Raw genomic sequence first — 20,662 nt, 5'->3', positions numbered from 1 at the left:
CGCTGGACTCAGTCCGCTAAACCGGCGCGGGCCAAGAGGTAGGCGATGAGCGGGCGGTAGTGGGTGGGGGAGATGCCGTCGTCGAGCGGGACGGTGACCGCGATCTTCCCTTCGGCTTGGCCGACGAAGAGTGCCGGATCGTTGCAGTCGGCGAAGCCGACGGTTTCGATGCCGGCCTCACCGGCGGCCCCCGCCCACCCGTGGTCGGCCATCACCAGGGCGGGCCAGGTGCCGGTGCCGCGCAGTTCGGTGAGTATGGCCTGCATGGGCTGGGGGTCGTGGGTGTGGCGATATTCCCCGGCCTTGCTGACCAGCGCGGCCACCCCCGAGGTGTAGGTGATTTCGCGGTATTTGAGGCCGTCGGTGGAGGAGGCGTAGCTCCAGTTCTCGGCGGGGGTGGGGATCGTGCAGCCCGCGGCCAGGAGTTTGTCGGCGACGGCGCGGTAGACGCCCATCAGGGTGGCGGGATGACCGGTGGCGAATAGGACGGTGGACCGGTGGCGGGCGGCGTGCGCGATCCGCTCGGCCATGGCGTCGAGTGCGTCGATGGTGCGATCGGGGTCGATGGTGTCGACACCGTGGACGTGCGCGGGGTCGGGGTTGACGCCGCAGAGGCGGGCCATCGTGGCGAGGGTTTCCTCGAAGGTCCACTCGCGCAGGCGCAACCCGAACTGATAGCGAGGGTCGCGAGCGACCATGAGCCGGAAGTTCGCCAGATTGGCCTCACGCGAAGTGGCCACCTCACCGGCGATCCTGGTGCGGACCAAATGCTCTCGCAACGTCTCTCGATCAATCCGGGACCCGCTCGCGACCGCCATACCTCCACTGTGCCCGGCGGCCGGGATGTGCGCTAGACCGGCGGAGTGACCCGCCGGACGGATCGATCGCGATTCCGGCGACGCTGCTGCCGAGGTCATGGCTGCCCCGTGCCGACTAGCACCGTCAGGTTGGCACGGCCTGGGCGGCATGCCAGCGATTAATCCCATGAATGAAGCCGCCGTTCGGTCTTGCGTTATACGTATACATCTACTTATAGTGGCGATACACGAAATCCGCAGTTCGAACAGGTACGACGGGCCGAAGGTAAGGGGCGCCGCCGTTACTTGACGCATGCAAAATTGCGCAACCTTTTATGAAATTGAGGGGATCATGACCACCGACCCACAGCCCGTCGACGTCACCAAAACGCCGGACGACCTGGAGCACATCACCCTGAAGGTCGGACCCGGCGGCCACCGCGCCCAGCGGTTCTACGGCAAGCGCCTCGCGGAGACCTGCACCGCGGGCGCGGCCGGTGTCGCCGTGATCCGGGTCTACCGCAGCCGCAAGGGCAAATACGTGGTGCACCAGCGGCAGTCGAACTGGATGGAACTGGCCGAGGTGTGCAATTGGGGCAACGACTGGAAGAGCTGGCTTTCGCAATCCGTCAATCCCCTGGGTGATGCGCACGGGGCGGGTGACTACACCGTCGAAATCCTCGACACGCTAGAGGAACTCCGCGAGCGCGTGCCCGCCCGCATCTATTGCGAGGTCGCCGACGTCGTGCAGAACCCGAGCACTCAGGACCTGGACGTCTGACGTCGAGCCCTCGAAAGGATCTCCGCATGTTCGCTCGACTCGGGCGCGTTGTCGTCCATCACCCGTGGAAGGTGATCGGCCTGTGGGCCGTCGCCATCGTCGCGGTCTTGGCCACGGCGCCGGAATTCACCTCGACCACCGACCAATCTTCGTTCCTGCCTTCGCATTACGAATCCATCCAGGCAATGCAACTGCAGGAGAAGGCTTTCCCGCAGGCCTCGGCCCCGGCCGCTTTGATCGTGGTGGCGCGCGAGGACGGCGCCCCACTGACCGAATCCGACTCCGCCTCGGTCCTGGCGACGGCGACCGAACTCGCCGGGGAGCACGTCAAGGGCGTCACCGGCGTGCATCCCACACCACCGTCGGAGAACCGCCTGATCCAGGTGATCGCGGTACAGATGGACAAGGTCACCAATCCCGCGGACAAGACGCAGGGCGACGCGGTGCGGGCACTGCGCGAACAGTTGCGCGAGCGGGTGACGGGCACCGAGCTGAAAGCCGGTATCACCGGTATGGCGGCCTCGACCCTGGACCAGACCGAATCCAGCGAGAAGGGCATGGCCATCATCGGCATCGCCACGATCGTGCTGATCCTGGTGTTGCTGCTGGTGATCTTCCGCAGTCCGGTGATCGCGCTGTTGCCGATCGTCGTCATCGGCGCGATCTCCGGCACCGTGGGCGGCTTGATCGCAATGGCGGCCAAGGCTTTCGACCTCGAGATGGACACCTCGGTGAACTCCATCCTGCTGGTCGTGCTGTTCGGTGTCGGCACCGACTACATCCTGTTCCTGATGTTCCGCTACCGGGAGCGGCTGCGCGCCGGCGAGGATCCGAAGACGGCGATGGTCAGCGCCGTCGCACGCGTCGGCGAAGCGATCACCTCGGCGGCGGGCGCGGTGATCATCGCGTTCATGGCACTGGTGCTGTCCAGTCTCGGGATGTTCCGGGCGCTGGGCCCGGCGCTGGCTATCGCGGTCGCGGTCGCACTGGTGGCCGGATTGACGCTGGTGCCCGCGGTGGTCTCGCTGCTCGGGACGAAGGTGTTCTGGCCGTCGAAGTCGTGGCGGTCGGAGCCCGCGAGCGCGCGCTTCGCGGCGGTCGGCAACGCCATGGGCCGGCGCCCCGGACTGTTCGCCGTCGTTTCCGGCGGTGTGCTGGTCGCCCTGGGTGTGCTGGCCATCGGGTTCAACCCGACCTTCGACCTCGGTTCCGGGTCGACCTCGGATGCCTCCGAATCCGTGGTCTACAACAAGGAATTGCTGAAGGGTTTGCCCGCGGGCGCGACCCAGCCGTCCGATGTGCTGCTGCGATCGGATGGGCCGCTGACCGCCGAGCAGTTGGAGGGATACCGGACCACGTTGGCTCAGGTGCCCGGAGTCGGGCAGGTCGGCGCCGCGCAGTTGTCGGCGGACAAGATGGTGGCCGACTTCCAGGTGACGCTGGCCGACGCACCGGAATCCGACGCGGCCCTCGACACGGTGCGAGGTCCGCTGCGTGCGATCGCCCACGAGGCCGCGCCGCCGGGCACGACCGCGCTGGTCGGCGGCATCACCTCGGTGTTCGTCGACTTCCAGGCGGCGATGAACCACGATTACGCGATCGTGTTCCCGGTGGCGGCGGTGCTGATCATGCTCGTGCTCGCGCTGTTGCTGCGCAGTCTGGTCGCGCCCTGGTATCTGATGGCGTCGGTGTTCCTCGGCTTCGCGGCGACGCTGGGCTCGACAGTGCTTGTGTTCCAACACATTCAGGGCAATTCCGGGCTGATCTTCACGCTGCCGGTGATCATGTACCTGTTCGTCGTCGCGCTGGGCACGGACTACAACATCCTCATGGTCGCCCGCTTGCGGGAGGAGGCGCGGGAGGGGCGTAGTCCGCGGGAAGCCGCGGCATCGGCCCTACGGCACACCGGACCCACCGTGGCCGCGGCCGGGATCATTTTGGCGGGCACCTTCGCCTCGATGATGCTGGCGGGCAACAACACGCTGTCGCAGATGGGATTCGCCATCTCGATCGGTATCGGAATCGCCGCCTTCGTGATGGCCATGTTCTTCACGCCGGCTGTGACCGCGCTGATCGGCCGGGCCGCGTGGTGGCCCGGGCATGGTGATCGCGGGGCCGGGCAGCCGCCGCTCGCTCCGGCCGGGGTATACGACTCCCGGGTTCGGTCCAGCAGCGGGGGCCGGGCGAAATAGGCGAATGCCGAAGGCCCGCTCCCGATTTGGAGGCGGGCCTTCGTGCTGATCAGGCCAGCAGCCGGATGGCGGGTGACTCCTCGTTGACGGCGATGAGGGTTTCGCAGTGGGCACAGGTCAATTCGTACGGGCGCACCAGGTTCGTCTGGATCGACTCCTTGCCCGCCTCGTCCTTGTGCGGGCACGAATAGCCGAGATGTAAACGCACCCAAGGTGTTTTGGTCGGCGCCACGGCTTGCAGGTCGCGCTTGGTGTCGTCGAACGGGGCCCACCAGAAATCCACGATCGAGCGCAGCACGATTCGATCGCTACCGTGCGTGTGGTCGAACGAGGAAATGCGCGCCGCGCTGAAATGCTGACCGTGCTCGGTATCGCCGCTGCAGATGGCGCGTTCGGCACCGTACTTCAAGATCGTTGTGCGCCCGGCCCTTTCGCAGATGAAGCAATCCAGGCTGAACTCGATCAGGCGCTCCCAGTACAGCCTGGACCGATGCTCTCGGTCGATCGGTCCCGTCAGGGCGGCGGTGATCTCCACGCTGCGCATCACGTGTCGGATCGTTGCACACCGTGCAAGCAGCGACCTAACCGTCGCGTGTCCGGCGGTGCGTGTTGTCCCTCCGGGCGTGTTTGTGAGGTCTAGGTGGCCAGCGCGTACGGATTGCGCAGTTTGCGTGCGGCTTCCAGGATTCTGGAGACCGCGACCGACGAGATGCCGACCTCGCTGCCGATGCCGGTCGGTGTCCAGGACTGGTCGGCGAGGGTAAGGATTTCGGCGACCTGCTCGACGGGCAGCTTCGACATGCGGCGCTCGATAATGGCCCGCGCGACCGCCCAAACCCCGTCCTCCTCGTCCGGTTCGACGATCGGAAGCGGTTCGGGAGCATTCTCGACGGCCGCACGGGCAGCGGCGATGGCATCGAGAGTGATGCGGGGATGGCGGGGTTCGGGGCCCGGGTCATCGTCGAGGGTGAGCTGTTCGACGACCGGTTCGGAGCGCGCGGGACGCGAGGTGGGCTCGGGTTCGGCGGGGACGTGGGCTTCGGTGGATTGAGCGGCAGCGCTATCGGCTGGACGATTCTGGGTGTGGGCGTTGTGGCGAGTTGCGGCATCCGCGTTGCCGGTGGTGTCAACGGAACGGGTGTGGGTTTCGGTCGGCGCGTGGCCGCTGGTGTCGCCGGAAAGGGTGTGGGTTTCAGTCGGCGCGTTGCCGTCGGTGGCGCTGAGGCGGGTACTGGAGTTGGCTGCCGCCGGGACGCCGGTGTCGCTGGAGTTGATAGCGGGGTTGGTCGCCGCTTTGCCGTTGGTATTGCTATGGCGGGCAGGGGAATCGGTCGCGGAGTGGCTGTTGGGGTGGGTACGGGAATCGGTCGCCGAGCGGGGGTGGGTAGGGGAGTCGGCTACCTCATACCCGTTGCGGTCGCTGGGACGGACGGAGGTTTCGGTTGCCCGCGCCGCGCTGCTGGTCGGCGGGTTCGCGGAACCGTTGTTGGGATGGATTCGATTGCCATTCACCGCATGCCCGTTGGAGCTGTTGAGGTCAACGGTTCGGTCGCCTGCGTGCCCGTTGGCGGCGTCCAAGCGAACGGTTCGGTCACCCGCGTGCCCATTGGTGCCGTTCGAGTGAACGGTTCGGTCGCCCGCGTGCCCATTAGTGCCGTCCGGGTGAAGAATTTCGCCACCCGTATGCCCGTTGATGCCCTTGGGGTGAATGGTGTGGTCGCCCGCGTGCCCGTTCAAGGTGTTGCTGTGAAACGCCTCGGTTGCCGCATGCCCATTGGAACCGTGCGTGTGAAAGGTCGTGTCGACCGCATAACCATTGGTGCCGTTGGAGCGAAAGGTGTCCTTGACTCCGTGGCCGTTGAGGTGGGTCTCGGTTGACGGGTAGCCGTTGGTGTCGCTGGGGCGCACACCGGCCAACGCGTACCCGTTGGTGCCGTTCAGGTGGTGACCATTGGTCGCCGGTCGCCCGTTGTACTGGGGCACAGCGGGCAGCTGGTGCGTCGAGAGACCTTGTGTCACTGCACTATCGAGACGATGCAGCGGAATCTCGTCGAGGTGGTTCCGTGGTTCGTGGCTGTGCCCGTTCGGCTGCGGCGAACCGGTGTTCGGCGGCTCGCGGTACGCGCTGTCGTCCACGACCTCCACACTGTCGATGAGCTGGGCGTATCGCGCGGAAACCCAGGCGTGCAACCAGATCACGACGCCGACCATCACGGGTGCGATCGAGTATTCGGCGGCCTTGCCCCAGTGTCCGGCGGCGAGGTGCGGGCCCGCGTTGAGTCCGATTGTCGTGCCCAGCAACGCTATTTCGAAGAAGACGATCTTGCCTCGCGGCAGTTCCCGGCCCCATCGGGCCGCGGTCGTCGCCACCACCATGATGGTGATGATCGGGATCGAGATCATCGCCTCGATGCCGTAGCTGAGCCAGTACAGCGGGTCGGACATGTCTCCGCTGGGCACGAGGTTGTGCTGCACATTGACCCCGGCCCACACCATGCCGAGCACCACAACGCCGATCAGCGCCCGGGAAGACCATTCCGCGCGGCGATACAACTGCGCCAGCCGCGCATCCTGATTGGCGACTCGGCGCCGCGCCGCGAGCGCCCGCCGATGCCACCGCGCGTCCGCCTCCTCCACGCGTTTGATCGCGGTGGAGGTCCGCCGGTCGCGCTTCTCCGCGGCGATCTCGTCCTGCACGGCTCGCCGCCGCTGACCGCGCCGTTGCTGGCGAATCCACTCCGCCAGCTCGCGTTCGGCGGCGATCTCGTCCTCGGAAAGCACTTCGACGAGCGCTGCGTCGTGCTGCAAGGGCAGCTTCCCGCGCGCCGTCGCAACCCGCTCCGCCAATGCGGCAATCTCAGAACTGCCGGCTCCGCCGTTCGACTGTTCGTCGAGCATCGCGAACCTTCCTGAACCAGGTAACGTGCCCACCGCACCGGTGGCGACAAGTTTGCTCGAACATACGTTTGATCGCAGCGAGCGTAAACCGGCTGTCTCCGGACGTCAACGCCGACGCCCTCCTGACTCCCGTTTTCGCAGGTGCGGAAGGCCTTTCGCGTTTCAGGCGACGGTGGTGTGCCAGACGAGCGCGGCGGCCAATGCGCCGGCGCCGTTGACCGACCAGTGCAGGGCGATGGGGGCGAGCAGGCTGCCGGTGTGATGGCGGAGCCAGGTGAACAGGGTGCCGGCGGCGGCGGTCGCGAGCACCGCCAAGCCGATACCGGCCAGTTGCGCGGGGAGGCCGCCGCCGAGCAGCGCGGTCAAACCGCGGTTGGTACTGGTCAGGCCCAGCGAGGAAGCGATGTGCCAGAGACCGAAAAGCAGGGATCCCGAAGCGAATACGCCGCGAATGCCGTAGACGCGGTCGAGGGTGCCGTGCAGGACGCCGCGGAAGGCCAGTTCCTCGGGGATGGCGGTTTGCAGCGGGATGACGATCATCGAGGCGATGAGGGCGCCGGAGAAGGTGGCGTAGCGGTCGGCGAGGAAGAACGGGCGGGTCAGGGGGAGTAGCGCGCCGATCGCCACCACGGTGAGGACGATGCCGACGGCGGCCAGCGCGTAGACGGTGCCGCGCCGCCAGTGCCGCGGGGACAGGCCGAGTTCGGCCCAGCCCAGCCCGCGTTTGCGCATCAGCGCGAGCAGGATGACGGCCGCGATGGGGACGGCGAGGATGCTCGCGAGCGCGGTGGTGAAGTGAGCGATCAGGTTGGTGCCGGCCAGCACGACGACGACCACGGCGACATCGATGTAGGCGTGCACTTTGCGCCGGACCGGGCCCGGCTCCTCGACGACCGTCTGAAGCACCCGGCCCAGTGTACGGATCGATCCCGCACCCGCTGTATCCCCCGAAAGACCCGTCATCGTTTCCGCCATACCCGGACGGTGCGCGCTTATGGCCACCGACTGGCAAACGTGGCCGGTGAGCCCTCGGCCCAGCCCTGGGGATCGGTCCACGCCTGGAGCGTGCGCGTGGTTTCGAAGCGCCGGGGTTCGCCGGTGATCGGATCGGTGAATTCCAGGGCCGCGGCCAGCAGTTGGAGCGGGCGGGTGAAGTCATTCACCGGCTTGTCCGTGAGCACGGGATAGAAGTCGTCGCCGAGGATCGGTATCCCGAGCCCGTTCATGTGCAGCCGCAACTGGTGGGTCCGGCCGGTGTGCGGCTTCAGGCGATAGCGCCCGAGTCCGTCGCGATGTTCCAGCAACTCCACCACGGTTTCCGCGTTCGGTTCGCCCGGTACCTCCTGCGCGGCGAGCACCTGCTTCTCCTTGATGATCCGGCTGCGCACCGTCCGGGGAAGGTCCAACGCCGGATCGTATGGTGCGATCGCCTCGTATTCCTTACGCACGGAACGCTTGTGGAACATCGTCTGATACGCGCCGCGGCGCGCCGGATTGATCACGAACAGGATCAGTCCCGCCGTCACCCGGTCCAGCCGATGCGCCGGGATCAACTCGGGTAGCCCCAGCTCGTGGCGCAGCCGGACCAGCGCGGTCTGCCGGATGTGCTGTCCGCGGGGAATGGTCGCCAGAAAATGCGGCTTGTCGACGACGAGCAGGTCGTCGTCCCGGTGCACGATGGTGATGTCGAACGGCACGTCGGTTTCCTCGGGCAGATCCCGGTGGAACCACACCGCCCCGCCGGGCACATAGGGCGCGTCCGGCGCGATCGGGCCCGCCAGATCCACGATCCCGCCCTGGCGCAGCAACTCGTCGATGCGCGCGGGGTCGACCCGGGGCAACCGCTCGACCAGGTGGTCGCGGATCGTCGCCCACGGCCCGTCCTCCGGCAGCCGCAGCCGGGCCGGATCGAGCCCGAACCGCTTGGGCAGTGGCGGTTGCTGTCTCCTTCTCATCGACATCGACCCTATGCCCTGCGGTCAGGCGCTGGTCACACCCGGACCGGCTCCGGTTCGCGCAGCTCGGCCGGGAGCGGCTCGAGCGGCGGCGCCTCGGCGTCGCGGCGGCGGTTGCGCAGGTAGGCCCAGTGCAGCAGCGCCGTCCCCGTCACGCCCACGACCGCGCCGACCAGCCCGGCCTTCCAGCCCGGCGGTCGCCAGGTGAGTTCGAGGACGCCGTTGTCGGTGCCGGCGGGGATGTCCACGGCGAGGAACGTCCGGGCTACCGCGCTGACCGGGATCTCCGCACCGTCGAGTGTCATTCGGTAGCCCGGCCAGTAGAGCCGGGCGAACACCACGCGCCCGCCGTCGCGGGAACTGACGCGCAAGTGGGCGGCGGCCTCGTCACTCGCCCGGGAGGTGGCGGTGGCGTCGATGGTGTGCGCGACCAGTCCGTTCACCGTGGAGAGCAGGCCGGATTCGCGTTCGAGCACCCAGATGTAGCGTTCGTGGCCGGGGTAGCCGACCCATTTCCAGCCGGTTGGGGCAGGGTGCAGACCGGCGTCGGGGTACTGGGCGCGGTGCAGCACCACGCGGTCGACCTTCATCAGATCGACGATCCGCGCACCTGTCTCGGGTTCGGCGCTGAACGCGCGCCGGAACGCGTCCGGGCAGGTGCTGCCGTCCCAGGCCATGCACAGCTGTCCGGCGAAGGGTGCGTGCCCGATCGGGGTGTAGGCGTTGACGTAATCGAGGCCCAGCGCCTTGGCGTAGTTGCCGATGGCCAGCGAGCCGTAGGCGGCGGTGCTGTCGCGGTCCTGCGGGCCGAGAATCGCGCGATCGGCCAATTGCAGTGTGACGCCGTCGAAGTCGGGGAAGGCGGCGGTCATCGTGGACCGTCGCTCCGGGAAGTTGTACGACATCGGCGTCTGCGGCGCGATCGCCACCTGGGTGTAGGCGATGGGGAACATCACCACCGCGATGAAGCCGCAGGCCAGGGCGGGACCGCGACGGCGGGCCAGCCAGACCGCCGCGGCGCCGAGGCCCGCGACGACCAGGACCGCGACGAGGTGCCGGAGCACGATCTCGGGCGCGGCCGAGAACGACCGGATGAACAGCAGGCCGATCAGGCAGCCCGCCGCGAATAATCGATTGCGGGTCACCGCGAAAGTGCCGTGGCGGCTGAGCAATACGCACACCAGCACCAGCAGCGCGAGGGCGACCATCGGCAGCACCCGGGCGGGCCAGCGCAGCGGCCCGATCGCGCCCGGCCCCGCCGTCCACATCAGGACCGCGGTCGCGAACAGGGCGACGCTGCTGAGCTCGCGCGCCGAGCGGGCCGCCGCCCGCCAGTCGATGAACGCCAGCGCCGGAATCAGGAACCACGCGATGTACACCATCGGCAGCGGCTGGACATGCCCCCACCAGGCGGTGAACGCGGGTGTGGTGCTGGGCAGGCTGGCGTTCAGCGATTCCGACCACGGCACGGTGAGGAATGGATCGTTGTGGATGCGCGCGTTTCCGCGCCAGGTGTACTGCGAGGACAGCAGGCCCGGCAGGTTGGCGATGAGCGCCGCCGACGCGGCCAGCGCCGAGACCAGCATCAGGTTCAGCACCGGTCGCCACTGTCGCTGGTGCAGGTACTCCCCGGCCACGATGGTGGCCATCAGCAGTCCGGATTCGACCGCGGGAAAGGCATATTGGACGGTCAGCGCCAGATACAAGAATACGAACAGGGAGATCGGCCCGCTCTGCCCGCGCACGTACCGCACCGCCGACGCCCACGCGTGCACCATCCACGCGGTGGCCGTCAGGCAGGTCATCCAGCTGGCCTGATCGAAGAACAGGAACCAGCCGCTGAGCGGAAAGGCGATGCCCGCCACCGCGGCCCAGTACGCGCGAGCGCCGTAGGCCAGGCAGATCCGGTAGACGCCGAGCGCCGCGATGATGGAGAACACCAGTTTGGCCAGCGTCGCGTAGAGCGCCAGATTGTCGAACGAGGGCGCCAGGAAGTGCACGAGGAGCTGCGGCGGGTTGTACAGCCCGGCTTCCTCGATGGTGTAGTTGCCCGCCATCCACTCGTGCGGGATCAGCCAGGGAAACTCGCCGTCGCGCAACCGGTTACCGAGCGCGACCCACATGGGCGCGTACTGCGCCTCGGTGTCGTCTGTGTAGTAGTGCCGCGGGTCGGCCAGGAGTACCGCCAGATATCCGGCGATGACGCCCGCGACCGTCACCGCCGCCCATACTCGTTTATCGCGCTTTGTCTCGGTATCCCCGCCGGTGCTCACAACTGCCGGATCGTAGAGCTAAACGGTGAACTGGGAAAGGCCGGAACTGCTCGGTTGGTTCAGGGCGTCAGAATCCCCGCAAACGATCGGGGACGACGCGGATCGCTACCGAGTAGTCGGTGAAGAACTTTTCCGCGGTCATGCCCAACGATCGCAGGCCGTCGGCGTACTTGGCCGCGTAGGCGGCGAGTTCCTCCGCCGCGGGCGCCGTGTCGTCGATGCGGGCGTCGCCGGTGAGGACGGCGACGTCGTAGCCGCCGTCGGTGTTCAGGTTCAGCGATACCCGCGGGTTGCGCTGGATGTTGCGCACTTTCGCCTGTCCAGGCTCGCTGAAAATGAGGAATTCACCGTCGCGCCACTGGAACCACACCGGATTGGGTTGCGGGGTGCCGCTCGCTCCCACGGTGGTCAGCCAGATCAACCCCTCCTGTTCCAGGCGGGGGGCGACCTTGGCGCCCAACGGGGTCGCGGGGTCGACGACGGGACGATCTGCCGTGGAGGTCATGCCTGTGCATAACAAGGCGTGCCACCGCGCTGATTCCGGTTCGGCGTGCTGTGTCCGATTTGCGCCAACACCGGACGCGCCCAGCGACTTAGGTTAGCCTTCCTTGTGGCTCCGATGTCAGGGGCCGCAAGTCGAGAAGGGGAGTTTCGATGACGGTGGAGGTCGAGCCGCTGGCCGCGGCGGAGACGGGGAACCGTAAACCCAGGGCGCAGCTGAAATCGCGCAAACAACAGGAAGCGCAGGCGCGCAAGGAGATTCTCGCGCCGGTGCGCATGCCGCTACTCGGGGCGAGCGTCATCATGGTGCTCGCCTCCGCCTACACGGTGCTGCCCTTCGTGCTGATCGTCGACGCCTGCCGGGAGCTGCTCGCCGACCAGGTGGACGCCGACCGCGTGCGACGACTGCTGACCATCGCCGGGGTGGCGCTCGGCATCCGCGCCGTGCTGCAAGCCGCGGCGCTGACCTGGTCACACCTGGTGGACGGCAGCTACCAGCTGAGCCTGCGCCGATCGCTGGCCGCGAAACTGGCCCGGGTCCCGCTCGGCTGGTTCGACGAACGTTCCTCGGCCGGCGTGAAACGCTTCCTCTCCGACGACGTGGAGGCGCTGCACTACCTGGTGGCGCACGCGCGGCTGGAGTTCGTCGGCGCGCTCACCGTCCCGTTGCTCACCCTCGGCTACCTGTGCACCGTCGACTGGCGGCTGACGCTGGCGCTGCTGCTGCCGGTGCTCGCGTTCGCGGTGCTTTACAGCCGGATCCTGGATGTGGACGGCCGGGACCGGATGGTGGTCTACAACCGGTCCGAGCAGCGCACCCAGCAGGCCGTGATCGAGTTCGTCGACGGCATTCAGGTGGTTCGGGCGTTCGGTCAGGCGGGCAAGGCGCACAGCGAATTCCAGGCGGCGGTGGATCATCAGGCCCGCAGCGTGGACCGGATGAAGACGCCGATCATCAAGGTGCAGGCGGCGTCCGAGATCGTGGTGATGCCGGTGTTCGTCATGCTGGTGGTGCTGGCGGCGGGACTGGCCGCGGTGGGCCTGGGCTGGCTCCCCGCCCTGGATGTGCTGCCTTTCCTGTTGGTCGGTCTGGGTGTCGGCAGCTCGCTCACCGGGCTCGGGTACAGCGCGCAGGCCCTGCGCTCCGGCGGCGCCGCGGCATTGAGATTGTCCGAGCTGCAACAGACTCCGGAGCTCAGCGCGCCGGCACATCTCGAAACCGAGACCGCGGCACCGGGTGTGGTGCGGTACGAGGGCGTCGGATTCGCCTATCGCGCCGGGCACGAGGTGCTGCGCGATATCGACTTGGAACTGGCGCCGGGCACGATCACGGCGCTGGTCGGCCCGAGCGGTTCCGGGAAGTCCACGCTGGCCCAGTTGCTGCCGCGCTTCTATGACGTCGGCTCCGGCCGAATCACCATCGGCGGCCGCGACATTCGCGACTTCTCCACCGAAGAGCTCTATCGAACGGTCGGATTCGTCTTCCAAGACGTGCGGTTGGTGCGCGGCAGCGTGCGCGAGAACCTGCTGCTGGCCCGCCCCGACGCTGACGACGCGGCGCTGGAGAAGGTGGCCCGGGCCGCGCGCATCCACGACCGCATCATGGCGCTGCCACGTGGCTACGACTCCGAGATCGGAGTGGACGCGAGCCTGTCCGGCGGTGAGGCGCAACGCCTTTCGATCGCTCGCACGCTGCTCGCCGACACACCGGTCCTGGTATTGGACGAGGCGACCGCTTTCGCCGACCCGGAATCCGAAGCCGCCGTGCAGGACGCGCTGGCGGTGCTGGTCGCCGGGCGCACCGTGCTCGTCATCGCGCATCGGCTGCACACCATCACCGGCGTGGACCGAATCCTGGTGCTGGAGAACGGAATCCTGGTCGAACAGGGTGAGCAGGCCACGCTGTGCGCCGCGGGCGGCACCTATCAGCGGCTGTGGGAAATCAACGAGGCCGCGCTGGGTGAGCTGGCCATGATCGAAGCCGAGGCACGATGATTCGCAAGGTACTGGATCTGATTCCGGCCGAATTCGCCCCGCTCACACCGAAACTCTTCGCCGCGATCACCGCGCAGGCCCTCAGTCAGGCCGCCGCCTATCTGCTGCTGATCCCGGTGCTGCGGGCGCTGTTCGACGACGAACTGGGCCGCGCCTGGCTCTGGATGGCGGGGATGCTGCTCGCCGTCGGCGGTGTCGTGGTGTTCGGCTACCTCCAGGCCGCCATCGGCTTGCGCATCGGCGTGGGCATGCAGCACGGTTTGCAGACCCGGCTCGGCGATCACCTGAACGCGTTGCCGCTGGGCTGGTTCGAGCAACGCGCCGCGGGTCCGCTGCCGCGGTTGCTGGTGGAGCAGGTGCGTGAACTCCAAGGCCTGGTCGCCTATCTGCTCGCCAAGATTCTCACCGGCGTGATCGTCCCGCTCGGTGTCGCACTCGGCATGCTGTTCATCGACTGGCGCGTCGCACTGACCATGCTGCTGGCCGCGCCGGTGCTCTACTCGATCAACAACCTGGCCAACCGCGGATATGTGCACGCGGATCGGCGTCTGCACGCCGCCGCGGCCGAATCCGATTCGCGGGTCATCGAATTCGCTCAGGCGCAACCTGTCCTGCGCGCCTTCGGTGCGGTCGGACGCGGCAATCGCGCGCTGGACGCGGCGCTGGCCGGGCAGCGCGCGGCGAGTCTGCGGATGATCGTGGCGAGCGTGCCGGGCCTCATCGTGTTCGCGCTGTGCGTGCAGGCGGTATTCCTGGTGCTGGTGTACGTGGTGGTGGGCCGGGTAACCGGCGGCGAGCTGTCGGCGGCGGCCGCGATCGCGCTGGTCGCGGTGAGCTCGCGCTTCATCGAACCGGTGAACCAGGCCGCGCAGGTGGGCAACGCGCTGCGCACGGCCGCGTCCGCCGCGGATCGGGTCACCGACCTGCTCGCCGTTCCGGTCCTGCCGGAGTTCAGCGGGCCGGTAGCACCGGGCGCGCCCAGCGTGGTCTTCGATCAGGTCGAGTTCGGTTACCGCCCTGGCGAACCGGTGCTGTCGGACCTGTCGTTCACGGTCCCAGCGGGCACGACCACCGCCATCGTCGGACCCAGCGGCGGAGGTAAGACGACGCTGCTGCGGTTGGTGGCACGCTTCTACGATGTCGATGCCGGAAGGGTCGAGGTCGGCGGACACGATGTGCGCGAACAGCCGTCGGCGACGCTGCTCGATCAGCTGTCGCTGGTATTCCAGAACGTCTACCTGTTCGATCGGTCGGTGGCCGACAACATTCGGATCGGCCGGCCCTCCGCCACCGAGGCCGAATTGCTGCGCGCGGCCGAGGCCGCGCGGGTCGACGAGATCGCCGAGCGCCTGCCCGACGGCTATCAGACGCGGGTGGGAGAGGGCGGCGCGGCGCTGTCCGGCGGTGAGCGTCAACGTGTTTCGATCGCCCGGGCGCTGCTCAAGGAGGCACCGATCGTGCTGCTGGACGAGGTGACCAGTGCGCTGGACCCGCACAGCGAGGCCGTGGTGGTGCGCGGCGTGCACGAACTGACCAGGGGCCGAACGGTTCTCGTCGTCGCGCATCGGCTGTCCACCATCGCCCACGCCGACCAGATCCTGTTCCTGGACGGCGGGCGCATCGTCGAACGCGGTACGCATGCCGAACTTCTGGCACTCGGTGGGCGCTATGCGGCGTTCTGGAACGAGCGCTCCCGAGCACGCGGCTGGCGCTTGGAACCCGCACCGGCATAAAGAGATACGGAAGACGCCGCATCCCTCATCGATGCGGCGTCTTCCGTGGCCGGGCTACTTCCAGTAGGCCTGGTATTTGAGCGCCGTCTTGGGCAGCGCGTGCACGTTCTTGAAGGTCTTCACGATCGACCGCGTGGTCTGCCCGCAGCACGCGACCCAGGCGAAAGCGCCGTCGGGGCAGGTAATTTCCTGTGCCTTCTCGCGCATCAGGCGGCCGTCGTCGACGCGCTGCAGCCAGGTCACCTCGTGGTGGGGCTTGTTGCGCAACGGCAGCGTCCGGTCCGATTCGTGCTGCCATTCCAGGAAGACTCGGGCCGGGGTGTCGCCGATGGCATCGAGCAGCGAGTTGATCGCGGGCAGCGACGCGGTGTCGCCGAAGATCAGGTACTCGCTCGGAACCGTTTCGGGCAGGCGAGATTTGGCGTCGTAGTTCAGCACCGACACGTCGAGCTGATCGCCCGGGGCGGCATTGCGGGCCCAATCGGCGGCCGGGCCGTGGTGCAGCGCGAACTCGATGAAGAGGCGATCGTTGTCGGGGTCCTGGTCGATCAGGGTGAAGGCGCGATGGTGCAACTTGTCGCTGCCGGTATCCGGAATCCAAACCCGCACATACTGGGTCGGGTACTGCGGATGGTCGGCCAGCAGGCCGTCCGCGTCGAAACCGAGGCGGACATAGTTGTCGGTGATGAACTCGCTCGATCGCACGGTGAGGCGGTAGTCCTGGCCGCCCCACGCCTTGACCATGACGCCGTTGAATCCTCTACCCATGGGCATTAGGTTAGCCTAAGGATACTTGCGAGTCACGTGCTTCGTGTCGCCGATCCTGTTATACGGTGCAGCCACAAGCGAACCCGATGGAGGTGCGGTGCCAGGCCCGATTCCGCTGTGGATATCGCTGCCCGCGCTCGCCTATGCCACCGCCATCCTCGGCTTGCGATGGCGCTATGCCCACTCCACGGACACCGAGCAGCTGATCAACCGGGCGTTGAGCCTGATGGTGATCGCGACGCTGATCGAGGAGTTCGGCAGCCGAACCGAATTCGCGGAAGTGACCTTTCGGCTGTTTCTCGCGATGGGGGTATTCGTCAACGTCGCGATTGTCAGCATGGCCGGGTTGTTCGCGGGCGCGCGCCCCGAACTCGTACGCCGACGGCACCGGCGGTATAACCGGTGGGCGGTCGGCGGAGCCGCGGTGGTGCTGGCGCTGGGCCGCCCGGACGAATCCGCGCCGATGTGGCAATCCTGGCTGGTGTGGGCGATTTTCAGTGTGCCGGTAGCTGTCGCCGGGTGCCTCACGGTGCGGGCCTGCCTGCGCGACCTGCTGTCCAAGGCGGCCTCGCGCCGGCAGAAACTCGTCTTCGGCGTCTTGCTCGTGGGCGCGATCAGCTGGGTACACGCGGCGGTCGCGAGCGGGATCGGATTGCTGTCCGGCGGTCCGCTCACCAACCCCGCACCGCATTGGACGGCCGCCTCGTGCGTGGGGTTCGTGGCCCTGATCACCCTGGCCGCCGTGCCGCTGGCGGGAATCGCGGCGGCGCGGCGCGGCTGGGACCGGGAGAGCCGGAAGATCCGCAGACTGCGACCACTGTGGCGGGACCTCACCGCGGCCGTCCCCGGGGTGGTACTACCGGGCCCGCCGGACGCCGACCCCGGATACCGGCTCTACCGCACCGTCGTGGAAATCCGCGACGCCCTCACACTGCTGCGCCTGGACGTGCCGTGCGGCGCGGACATCGAATCCGAACTGGAGATCTTGCTCGCCCTGGCCCGGGACTGGACTAGTAATCCTCGGTATCGGGATCTCCGACGAAGAACCCGCCCCACAGCAGATCTTCGGTGAACTGAGTCTTGATCGCGATCGGCACGCTGGAGTCGGCCGCGCCGGGACCGTCGAGCAGCGCGAGCAGACGCGGGTCGTGAATCCGCAACTCACACCAGGCCTTCGGATGTTCGAGCAGGAAGCTCACCGAATCCCGCCGCAGCGTCGCGTAAGTGGACAGGGTGGCCGCCCACGGGACGCCGCTCGGCCGGGTGGCCGGCCGGCCGGACGGATGCAGGGTGTAGAGATCGCGATAGCCCACCCGCACGGTCACGCTGAGCCAGCCGCCGTCGGTCAGCCGCTCGATCAGCTCCGCGACTTCGAGATCATCGGTGCTGCGGGCCAATTCGGAAATGGTCGCGGGTCCCTGCGGCAGGCGCCGTAGCGCGCGCAGTTGCACGTCGGTCAGGCCGGTGAGCTTTTCCCGGCGGGTCGGATGCCGCAAGACGGCTTCGGTCGCGGTGACCAGCACCATGCCGCCCTCGCGGAGTGCGAAACGGGTGTCATCGGGATAGACGGACATGACCGGCCTCGCTATTTCGCGGCCGCGGTGAAAGCCGGGCCCAGCTTGTCCAGGATGTAGGGCACCGACAGGGCGGTCGGCTGGTTGACGGCGCTGATCTCCTGGGTGGTCAGAAACACCACGGCTCCCTTCTTGACGGATGTCAGATCGGCGTAGCCCGGAAGTTGGCGGTACTTCTCGTCCATGCCGGGGGCGTAACCGGCCAGCAGCAGGTCGGCGGTGACCTCGTCGACCCGCTCCGGCGACAGCGCCAGCCGGCCCTGGTTGGCGGGCAGGTCGGTGAGGTTCTTCGGGATGCTCAGCCCGAGCTGCGTGAACACCTTGGCCGAGCCGTCGTTCGGATCGGTCAGCACCATCATCTGGGTGGCGGCGGCCAGCCAGGTGCTGGCGAAAGTCTTGCCCCGCAGTCCGGGATTCGCCGCCGCGATCGCGGCGATCTTCTCTTCGACACCGGTGATCACCTCGTTCGCCGCATCCGGCTTGCGCAGCGCCTTGCCCAGCGCCGCGACCTGGTCCTGCCACGGCGTGACCGCCGCGGCGGTGAGGCCCGGCAGGGTGGGCGCGATCCTCGACAGATCGTCATAGGTCTTCTGGTCGGCGAGGAACGGGTCAGCCAGAATGAGATCCGGTTCCAGCGCCGCGACCTGTTCGGCGATATTTCCGCTGGTGTTCAAGGCCTGTGCCGACGCCAGCGCGGACGCGGGCACCCATGGCGCCGCGGTCTTGGACAGCACCGCCACGTTGTCGATGTAGCCGACCGGTGTCACCCCCAGCGCCAGGGTGGAATCCAGCCATTGATTGCCGAGGGCGACGATCTTCTTCGGCGTCCCTTCGACTTCGGTCGCACCGCGCGCGTGTGTGATGGTGACGGCCTCGCCGCCGGCCGAGTCCTCGCCTGAGCTCGCGCACGCGGTGACGCCGAGGGCGAGAGTGCACGCGACCGCCGCCACCGCCGCCCGCGCCCGACCGTGAGACGCTCGAACAGACCTCATCGCCGACCCCTCTTCACACTAAGTCAGCCAAGGCTAACCTATTTTGCAGGGAGCTCCTATGCCTACCCCGGGCTCGGTGGCGATCGCCGCCTTCCTGGCCGTCGTGCTGGCGGGGCGCTGGTGGCTGGTCAACGAACTCAACAGCGACCGCCTGTTGAACCGGGCCTTCAGCTGGAATCTGGTCGGAATGCTGGTGTGGGGCGTGACGGGTTGGCTCGGCCGCGGCGGGCTGGGCGAACAGCTGTATCTGGCCGTGGCCGTCCTGGGGGTGGCGAATATCTACGGACTGGCCAGACTGCTGCACGGCGCGGATCCGGCGCGTGTCTGGGCGAGGCAGCGGAAATACGACGCGGTGGCGGCCGCGGCCTCCGGCGCCACGGTGCTCGGCATCCTCGGTCTACTCGGCGATCGAACCGCCCTGCTGCTCGGAATGCTGTGGGCAGCAAGCAATATCGTGCTGGGCGGATCCGCGGTCCTGGTGGCGCGCGGGTCCTGGCGGGAGATGCGTACCCGATCCCGTACGCCGCGTGAGCGACTCGCCTACGCCATCCTGTTCGCGGTCTGCGTCTACAGCGCGGCCGCCGCTCCCGTCGGAGTGCTCGCAGTGCTCGGCTTGATCGAGGTATCCGGCGTGCTCGGCGGCGCGCGGACCGGGGATGTTTCCAATACCTGGGCCCACACAGCCTTCCTGACACTGGGCGTGCTCACCGCGGTGCTCGCGATCCCGCTGGTGCGAGCGCTGGCGGCGCGCACCGGCTGGGACTCGACCGGACGCGACTGCCGTCGGCTGCACCCCCTGTGGTCAGATCTCACCGCGGCGGTCCCCGAAGTCGTCCTGGCGCCGGACACCCAGCACCCCGACCCGGAATTACGCCTGTACCGGATGACCGTCGAGATTTGGGACGCGTTGATGCGATTGAAGCCCTACGCGTCCGAGCACAACGGCACCGGTGACGCCTGGCACGTAGCGCAGGCTCTGCACGCCAAGGTCAGTGGAGCGCCCCCGGCAGCTGCGCATCCCGACACCTCGGGCCATCCGCCGACCGACCACGCCACCGAGCTGCGCCACCTCTTCGACCTCGCCCGCGCATGGCCCGAGGCCCGCGCGTCGCTCAGCACCGCTGCGGCTGCTCCGCAGCGCCGATCGCGACCTTGGCGGCGGGCCACGCGGCGGCCAAGGCGAACAGGGTGCGCAGTTCCGCGGACCGATCAGCGTGGGCGTTGAGCGCACCGGTGTCCGCGACGCCATGCGGGGGCAACCCGCACGACCTCGCCCGAGCGGCCAGCGCGATCCACCGGGCATACCCGTCGATGTCGGTACCAGGTTGCGGTGCGTCCTCCGCGCCATAAAGCTTCAGTCGCAGCAGCGCGTCGCGAATTTCGACCGTGATCCGGTACAACCGCAGCGCCGGATCGCCGGTATAGGAAACGTCCTGCGCCAGAACGACTTCCGGGACTACCGCGGTGAGATCCGACCAGAGCGGATACAGGCGGCGACAGCGGCGCGAATCCCGGTCCCAGCCCGCACGTCTTATCAGCGCCAGAACGAGCGGGATCGCGATCAACAGGCACAAGAGCACCAGAACGAGATAAGACACAATCGCATAACCCACCCCGCTGACCGCCGTCGGCAGCCCCATCGCCGCCCGCACCGCCACCGTCGCGGAACCGACGCCGAGATAAATACTCACCACCAGCAGAGCGACATACGCCCACCGCTCCCGCCACCCCGGGCCGGCCCGCAGTTCCCGCACACACGCACGCATCACCAGCGGCCCCGCCGCGATCGTCACCAAATTACAAGCCGCCCAGACCCATTCGGCGAAGTCGGTCCACCCCGTCACCGCCCCGAACAGAATGAGCACCGCCGCCACCGCCCCGAACCGGTTATAGCGCCGCTGCCGCCCCGCCGCCACCCCCGGATCGGCGCCACCCAGCAACCGGGCCATCCCGTAAACATTGGCGATAGTCAAAGGACCGAACGCCAAAAACAGATACTCGGCCAACTCGGGCCCACCGAGCCGCCCCACGCACACGAAAACCGTCAGCCCGAGAACTTCCCAGCCCAGCGCCCAGTTGAACAGGCGATCGATGAGCTGATCCGCGACGAGGAACCAACGGCCGAGAGTAATGACCGAGGCCACGGCTATCAGCAGCAATGCGAGCGGGATGGGCCAGTCGATCATCGCTGCCGACCTTATAA

At 67.8% G+C, this 20,662-nt stretch carries 17 protein-coding genes; 6 read left to right on the top strand and 11 right to left on the bottom strand.

Annotated elements, in window-relative coordinates; genetic code table 11:
* Window positions 1-8: 8 nt before the first annotated feature.
* Complete coding sequence (locus BJ987_RS01820) at window positions 9-818, bottom strand: phosphatase (RefSeq protein ID WP_209884070.1); 810 nt, start codon at window positions 816-818, stop codon at window positions 9-11.
* 331 nt (window positions 819-1,149) lie between these two features.
* Between BJ987_RS01820 and BJ987_RS01815 the strand changes: the two genes are divergently transcribed.
* Together BJ987_RS01815 and BJ987_RS01810 are read left to right on the top strand one after the other, a co-directional pair.
* Window positions 1,150-1,578 carry an EXLDI protein gene (locus tag BJ987_RS01815; RefSeq protein ID WP_209884068.1) on the top strand — a complete coding sequence of 143 codons (429 nt, stop codon included), beginning with the start codon at window positions 1,150-1,152 and terminating at the stop codon, window positions 1,576-1,578.
* 26 nt (window positions 1,579-1,604) lie between these two features.
* Entirely contained in the window at window positions 1,605-3,770 is a 2,166-nt protein-coding gene (locus tag BJ987_RS01810; protein ID WP_209884066.1) for an MMPL family transporter, read from the top strand.
* Window positions 3,771-3,819: 49 nt separating this feature from the next.
* Here the strand turns inward: BJ987_RS01810 and BJ987_RS01805 are convergent, their stop codons facing one another.
* From BJ987_RS01805 to BJ987_RS01780, 6 genes are all read right to left on the bottom strand, one after another.
* Window positions 3,820-4,317: a hypothetical protein gene (locus BJ987_RS01805; RefSeq protein ID WP_209884064.1), complete on the bottom strand. Its 498-nt coding sequence runs from the start codon at window positions 4,315-4,317 to the stop codon at window positions 3,820-3,822.
* Window positions 4,318-4,406: 89 nt separating this feature from the next.
* Entirely contained in the window at window positions 4,407-6,668 is a 2,262-nt protein-coding gene (locus BJ987_RS01800; RefSeq protein ID WP_209884063.1) for a hypothetical protein, read from the bottom strand.
* A 162-nt stretch (window positions 6,669-6,830) separates the two neighbouring features.
* Complete coding sequence (locus tag BJ987_RS01795) at window positions 6,831-7,574, bottom strand: CPBP family intramembrane glutamic endopeptidase (RefSeq protein WP_307869414.1); 744 nt, start codon at window positions 7,572-7,574, stop codon at window positions 6,831-6,833.
* A gap of 86 nt (window positions 7,575-7,660) precedes the next feature.
* The gene (locus BJ987_RS01790) at window positions 7,661-8,623 is read right to left on the bottom strand and encodes an RluA family pseudouridine synthase (protein WP_209884061.1); all 963 of its coding nucleotides are present in this window, start codon (window positions 8,621-8,623) and stop codon (window positions 7,661-7,663) included.
* Between the two features lie 35 nt (window positions 8,624-8,658).
* A complete protein-coding gene (locus tag BJ987_RS01785; RefSeq protein WP_307869413.1) occupies window positions 8,659-10,896 on the bottom strand; it encodes a putative glycosyltransferase family protein in 2,238 nt (745 codons plus the stop codon).
* 67 nt (window positions 10,897-10,963) lie between these two features.
* The gene (locus BJ987_RS01780) at window positions 10,964-11,401 is read right to left on the bottom strand and encodes a TIGR03667 family PPOX class F420-dependent oxidoreductase (RefSeq protein WP_209884059.1); all 438 of its coding nucleotides are present in this window, start codon (window positions 11,399-11,401) and stop codon (window positions 10,964-10,966) included.
* Between the two features lie 149 nt (window positions 11,402-11,550).
* On the opposite strand from BJ987_RS01780, the gene BJ987_RS01775 reads away from it, so the two are divergent.
* Window positions 11,551-13,392, top strand: a complete 1,842-nt coding sequence (locus BJ987_RS01775; RefSeq protein ID WP_209884057.1) for an ABC transporter ATP-binding protein — start codon at window positions 11,551-11,553, stop codon at window positions 13,390-13,392.
* On the top strand, window positions 13,389-15,125 hold the full coding sequence (locus BJ987_RS01770; RefSeq protein WP_209884056.1) for an ABC transporter ATP-binding protein: 1,737 nt from the start codon (window positions 13,389-13,391) through the stop codon (window positions 15,123-15,125). Before BJ987_RS01775 ends, BJ987_RS01770 begins: the two co-directional genes overlap by 4 nt.
* A gap of 54 nt (window positions 15,126-15,179) precedes the next feature.
* Here BJ987_RS01770 and BJ987_RS01765 read toward each other — a convergent pair whose 3' ends face one another.
* Window positions 15,180-15,893: a siderophore-interacting protein gene (locus tag BJ987_RS01765; RefSeq protein ID WP_209884053.1), complete on the bottom strand. Its 714-nt coding sequence runs from the start codon at window positions 15,891-15,893 to the stop codon at window positions 15,180-15,182.
* A 97-nt stretch (window positions 15,894-15,990) separates the two neighbouring features.
* On the opposite strand from BJ987_RS01765, the gene BJ987_RS01760 reads away from it, so the two are divergent.
* A complete protein-coding gene (locus BJ987_RS01760) occupies window positions 15,991-16,965 on the top strand; it encodes a DUF6545 domain-containing protein (RefSeq protein WP_209884052.1) in 975 nt (324 codons plus the stop codon).
* Here BJ987_RS01760 and BJ987_RS01755 read toward each other — a convergent pair.
* Window positions 16,904-17,467: a hypothetical protein gene (locus tag BJ987_RS01755; protein ID WP_209884050.1), complete on the bottom strand. Its 564-nt coding sequence runs from the start codon at window positions 17,465-17,467 to the stop codon at window positions 16,904-16,906. The genes BJ987_RS01760 and BJ987_RS01755 overlap by 62 nt on opposite strands.
* Window positions 17,468-17,478: 11 nt before the next feature.
* On the bottom strand, window positions 17,479-18,459 hold the full coding sequence (locus BJ987_RS01750) for an ABC transporter substrate-binding protein (protein ID WP_209884048.1): 981 nt from the start codon (window positions 18,457-18,459) through the stop codon (window positions 17,479-17,481).
* A gap of 58 nt (window positions 18,460-18,517) precedes the next feature.
* On the opposite strand from BJ987_RS01750, the gene BJ987_RS01745 reads away from it, so the two are divergent.
* Window positions 18,518-19,684, top strand: coding sequence for an MAB_1171c family putative transporter (locus BJ987_RS01745; protein WP_209884047.1), 1,167 nt, complete (start codon window positions 18,518-18,520; stop codon window positions 19,682-19,684).
* Here BJ987_RS01745 and BJ987_RS01740 read toward each other — a convergent pair.
* On the bottom strand, window positions 19,572-20,645 hold the full coding sequence (locus BJ987_RS01740) for a DUF6545 domain-containing protein (RefSeq protein ID WP_209884045.1): 1,074 nt from the start codon (window positions 20,643-20,645) through the stop codon (window positions 19,572-19,574). The genes BJ987_RS01745 and BJ987_RS01740 overlap by 113 nt on opposite strands.
* Window positions 20,646-20,662 lie beyond the last annotated feature (17 nt).

The organism is Nocardia goodfellowii (genome assembly GCF_017875645.1).
GTDB lineage: Bacteria > Actinomycetota > Actinomycetes > Mycobacteriales > Mycobacteriaceae > Nocardia > Nocardia goodfellowii.
The sequence above is the reverse complement of the archived record's forward strand: the minus strand, read 5'-3'. Positions and strand labels throughout refer to the sequence as shown.

What these genes read in the sequence shown, in the direction of transcription:
- BJ987_RS01820 (WP_209884070.1), bottom strand. Translation starts at nt 818, where the DNA reads ATGGCGGTCGCGAGCGGGTCCCGGATTGATCGAGAGACGTTGCGAGAG.
- BJ987_RS01815 (WP_209884068.1), top strand. Translation starts at nt 1,150, where the DNA reads ATGACCACCGACCCACAGCCCGTCGACGTCACCAAAACGCCGGACGAC.
- BJ987_RS01810 (WP_209884066.1), top strand. Translation starts at nt 1,605, where the DNA reads ATGTTCGCTCGACTCGGGCGCGTTGTCGTCCATCACCCGTGGAAGGTG.
- BJ987_RS01800 (WP_209884063.1), bottom strand. Translation starts at nt 6,668, where the DNA reads ATGCTCGACGAACAGTCGAACGGCGGAGCCGGCAGTTCTGAGATTGCC.
- BJ987_RS01790 (WP_209884061.1), bottom strand. Translation starts at nt 8,623, where the DNA reads ATGAGAAGGAGACAGCAACCGCCACTGCCCAAGCGGTTCGGGCTCGAT.
- BJ987_RS01780 (WP_209884059.1), bottom strand. Translation starts at nt 11,401, where the DNA reads ATGACCTCCACGGCAGATCGTCCCGTCGTCGACCCCGCGACCCCGTTG.
- BJ987_RS01775 (WP_209884057.1), top strand. Translation starts at nt 11,551, where the DNA reads ATGACGGTGGAGGTCGAGCCGCTGGCCGCGGCGGAGACGGGGAACCGT.
- BJ987_RS01770 (WP_209884056.1), top strand. Translation starts at nt 13,389, where the DNA reads ATGATTCGCAAGGTACTGGATCTGATTCCGGCCGAATTCGCCCCGCTC.
- BJ987_RS01765 (WP_209884053.1), bottom strand. Translation starts at nt 15,893, where the DNA reads ATGGGTAGAGGATTCAACGGCGTCATGGTCAAGGCGTGGGGCGGCCAG.
- BJ987_RS01755 (WP_209884050.1), bottom strand. Translation starts at nt 17,467, where the DNA reads ATGTCCGTCTATCCCGATGACACCCGTTTCGCACTCCGCGAGGGCGGC.
- BJ987_RS01750 (WP_209884048.1), bottom strand. Translation starts at nt 18,459, where the DNA reads ATGAGGTCTGTTCGAGCGTCTCACGGTCGGGCGCGGGCGGCGGTGGCG.
- BJ987_RS01745 (WP_209884047.1), top strand. Translation starts at nt 18,518, where the DNA reads ATGCCTACCCCGGGCTCGGTGGCGATCGCCGCCTTCCTGGCCGTCGTG.
- BJ987_RS01740 (WP_209884045.1), bottom strand. Translation starts at nt 20,645, where the DNA reads ATGATCGACTGGCCCATCCCGCTCGCATTGCTGCTGATAGCCGTGGCC.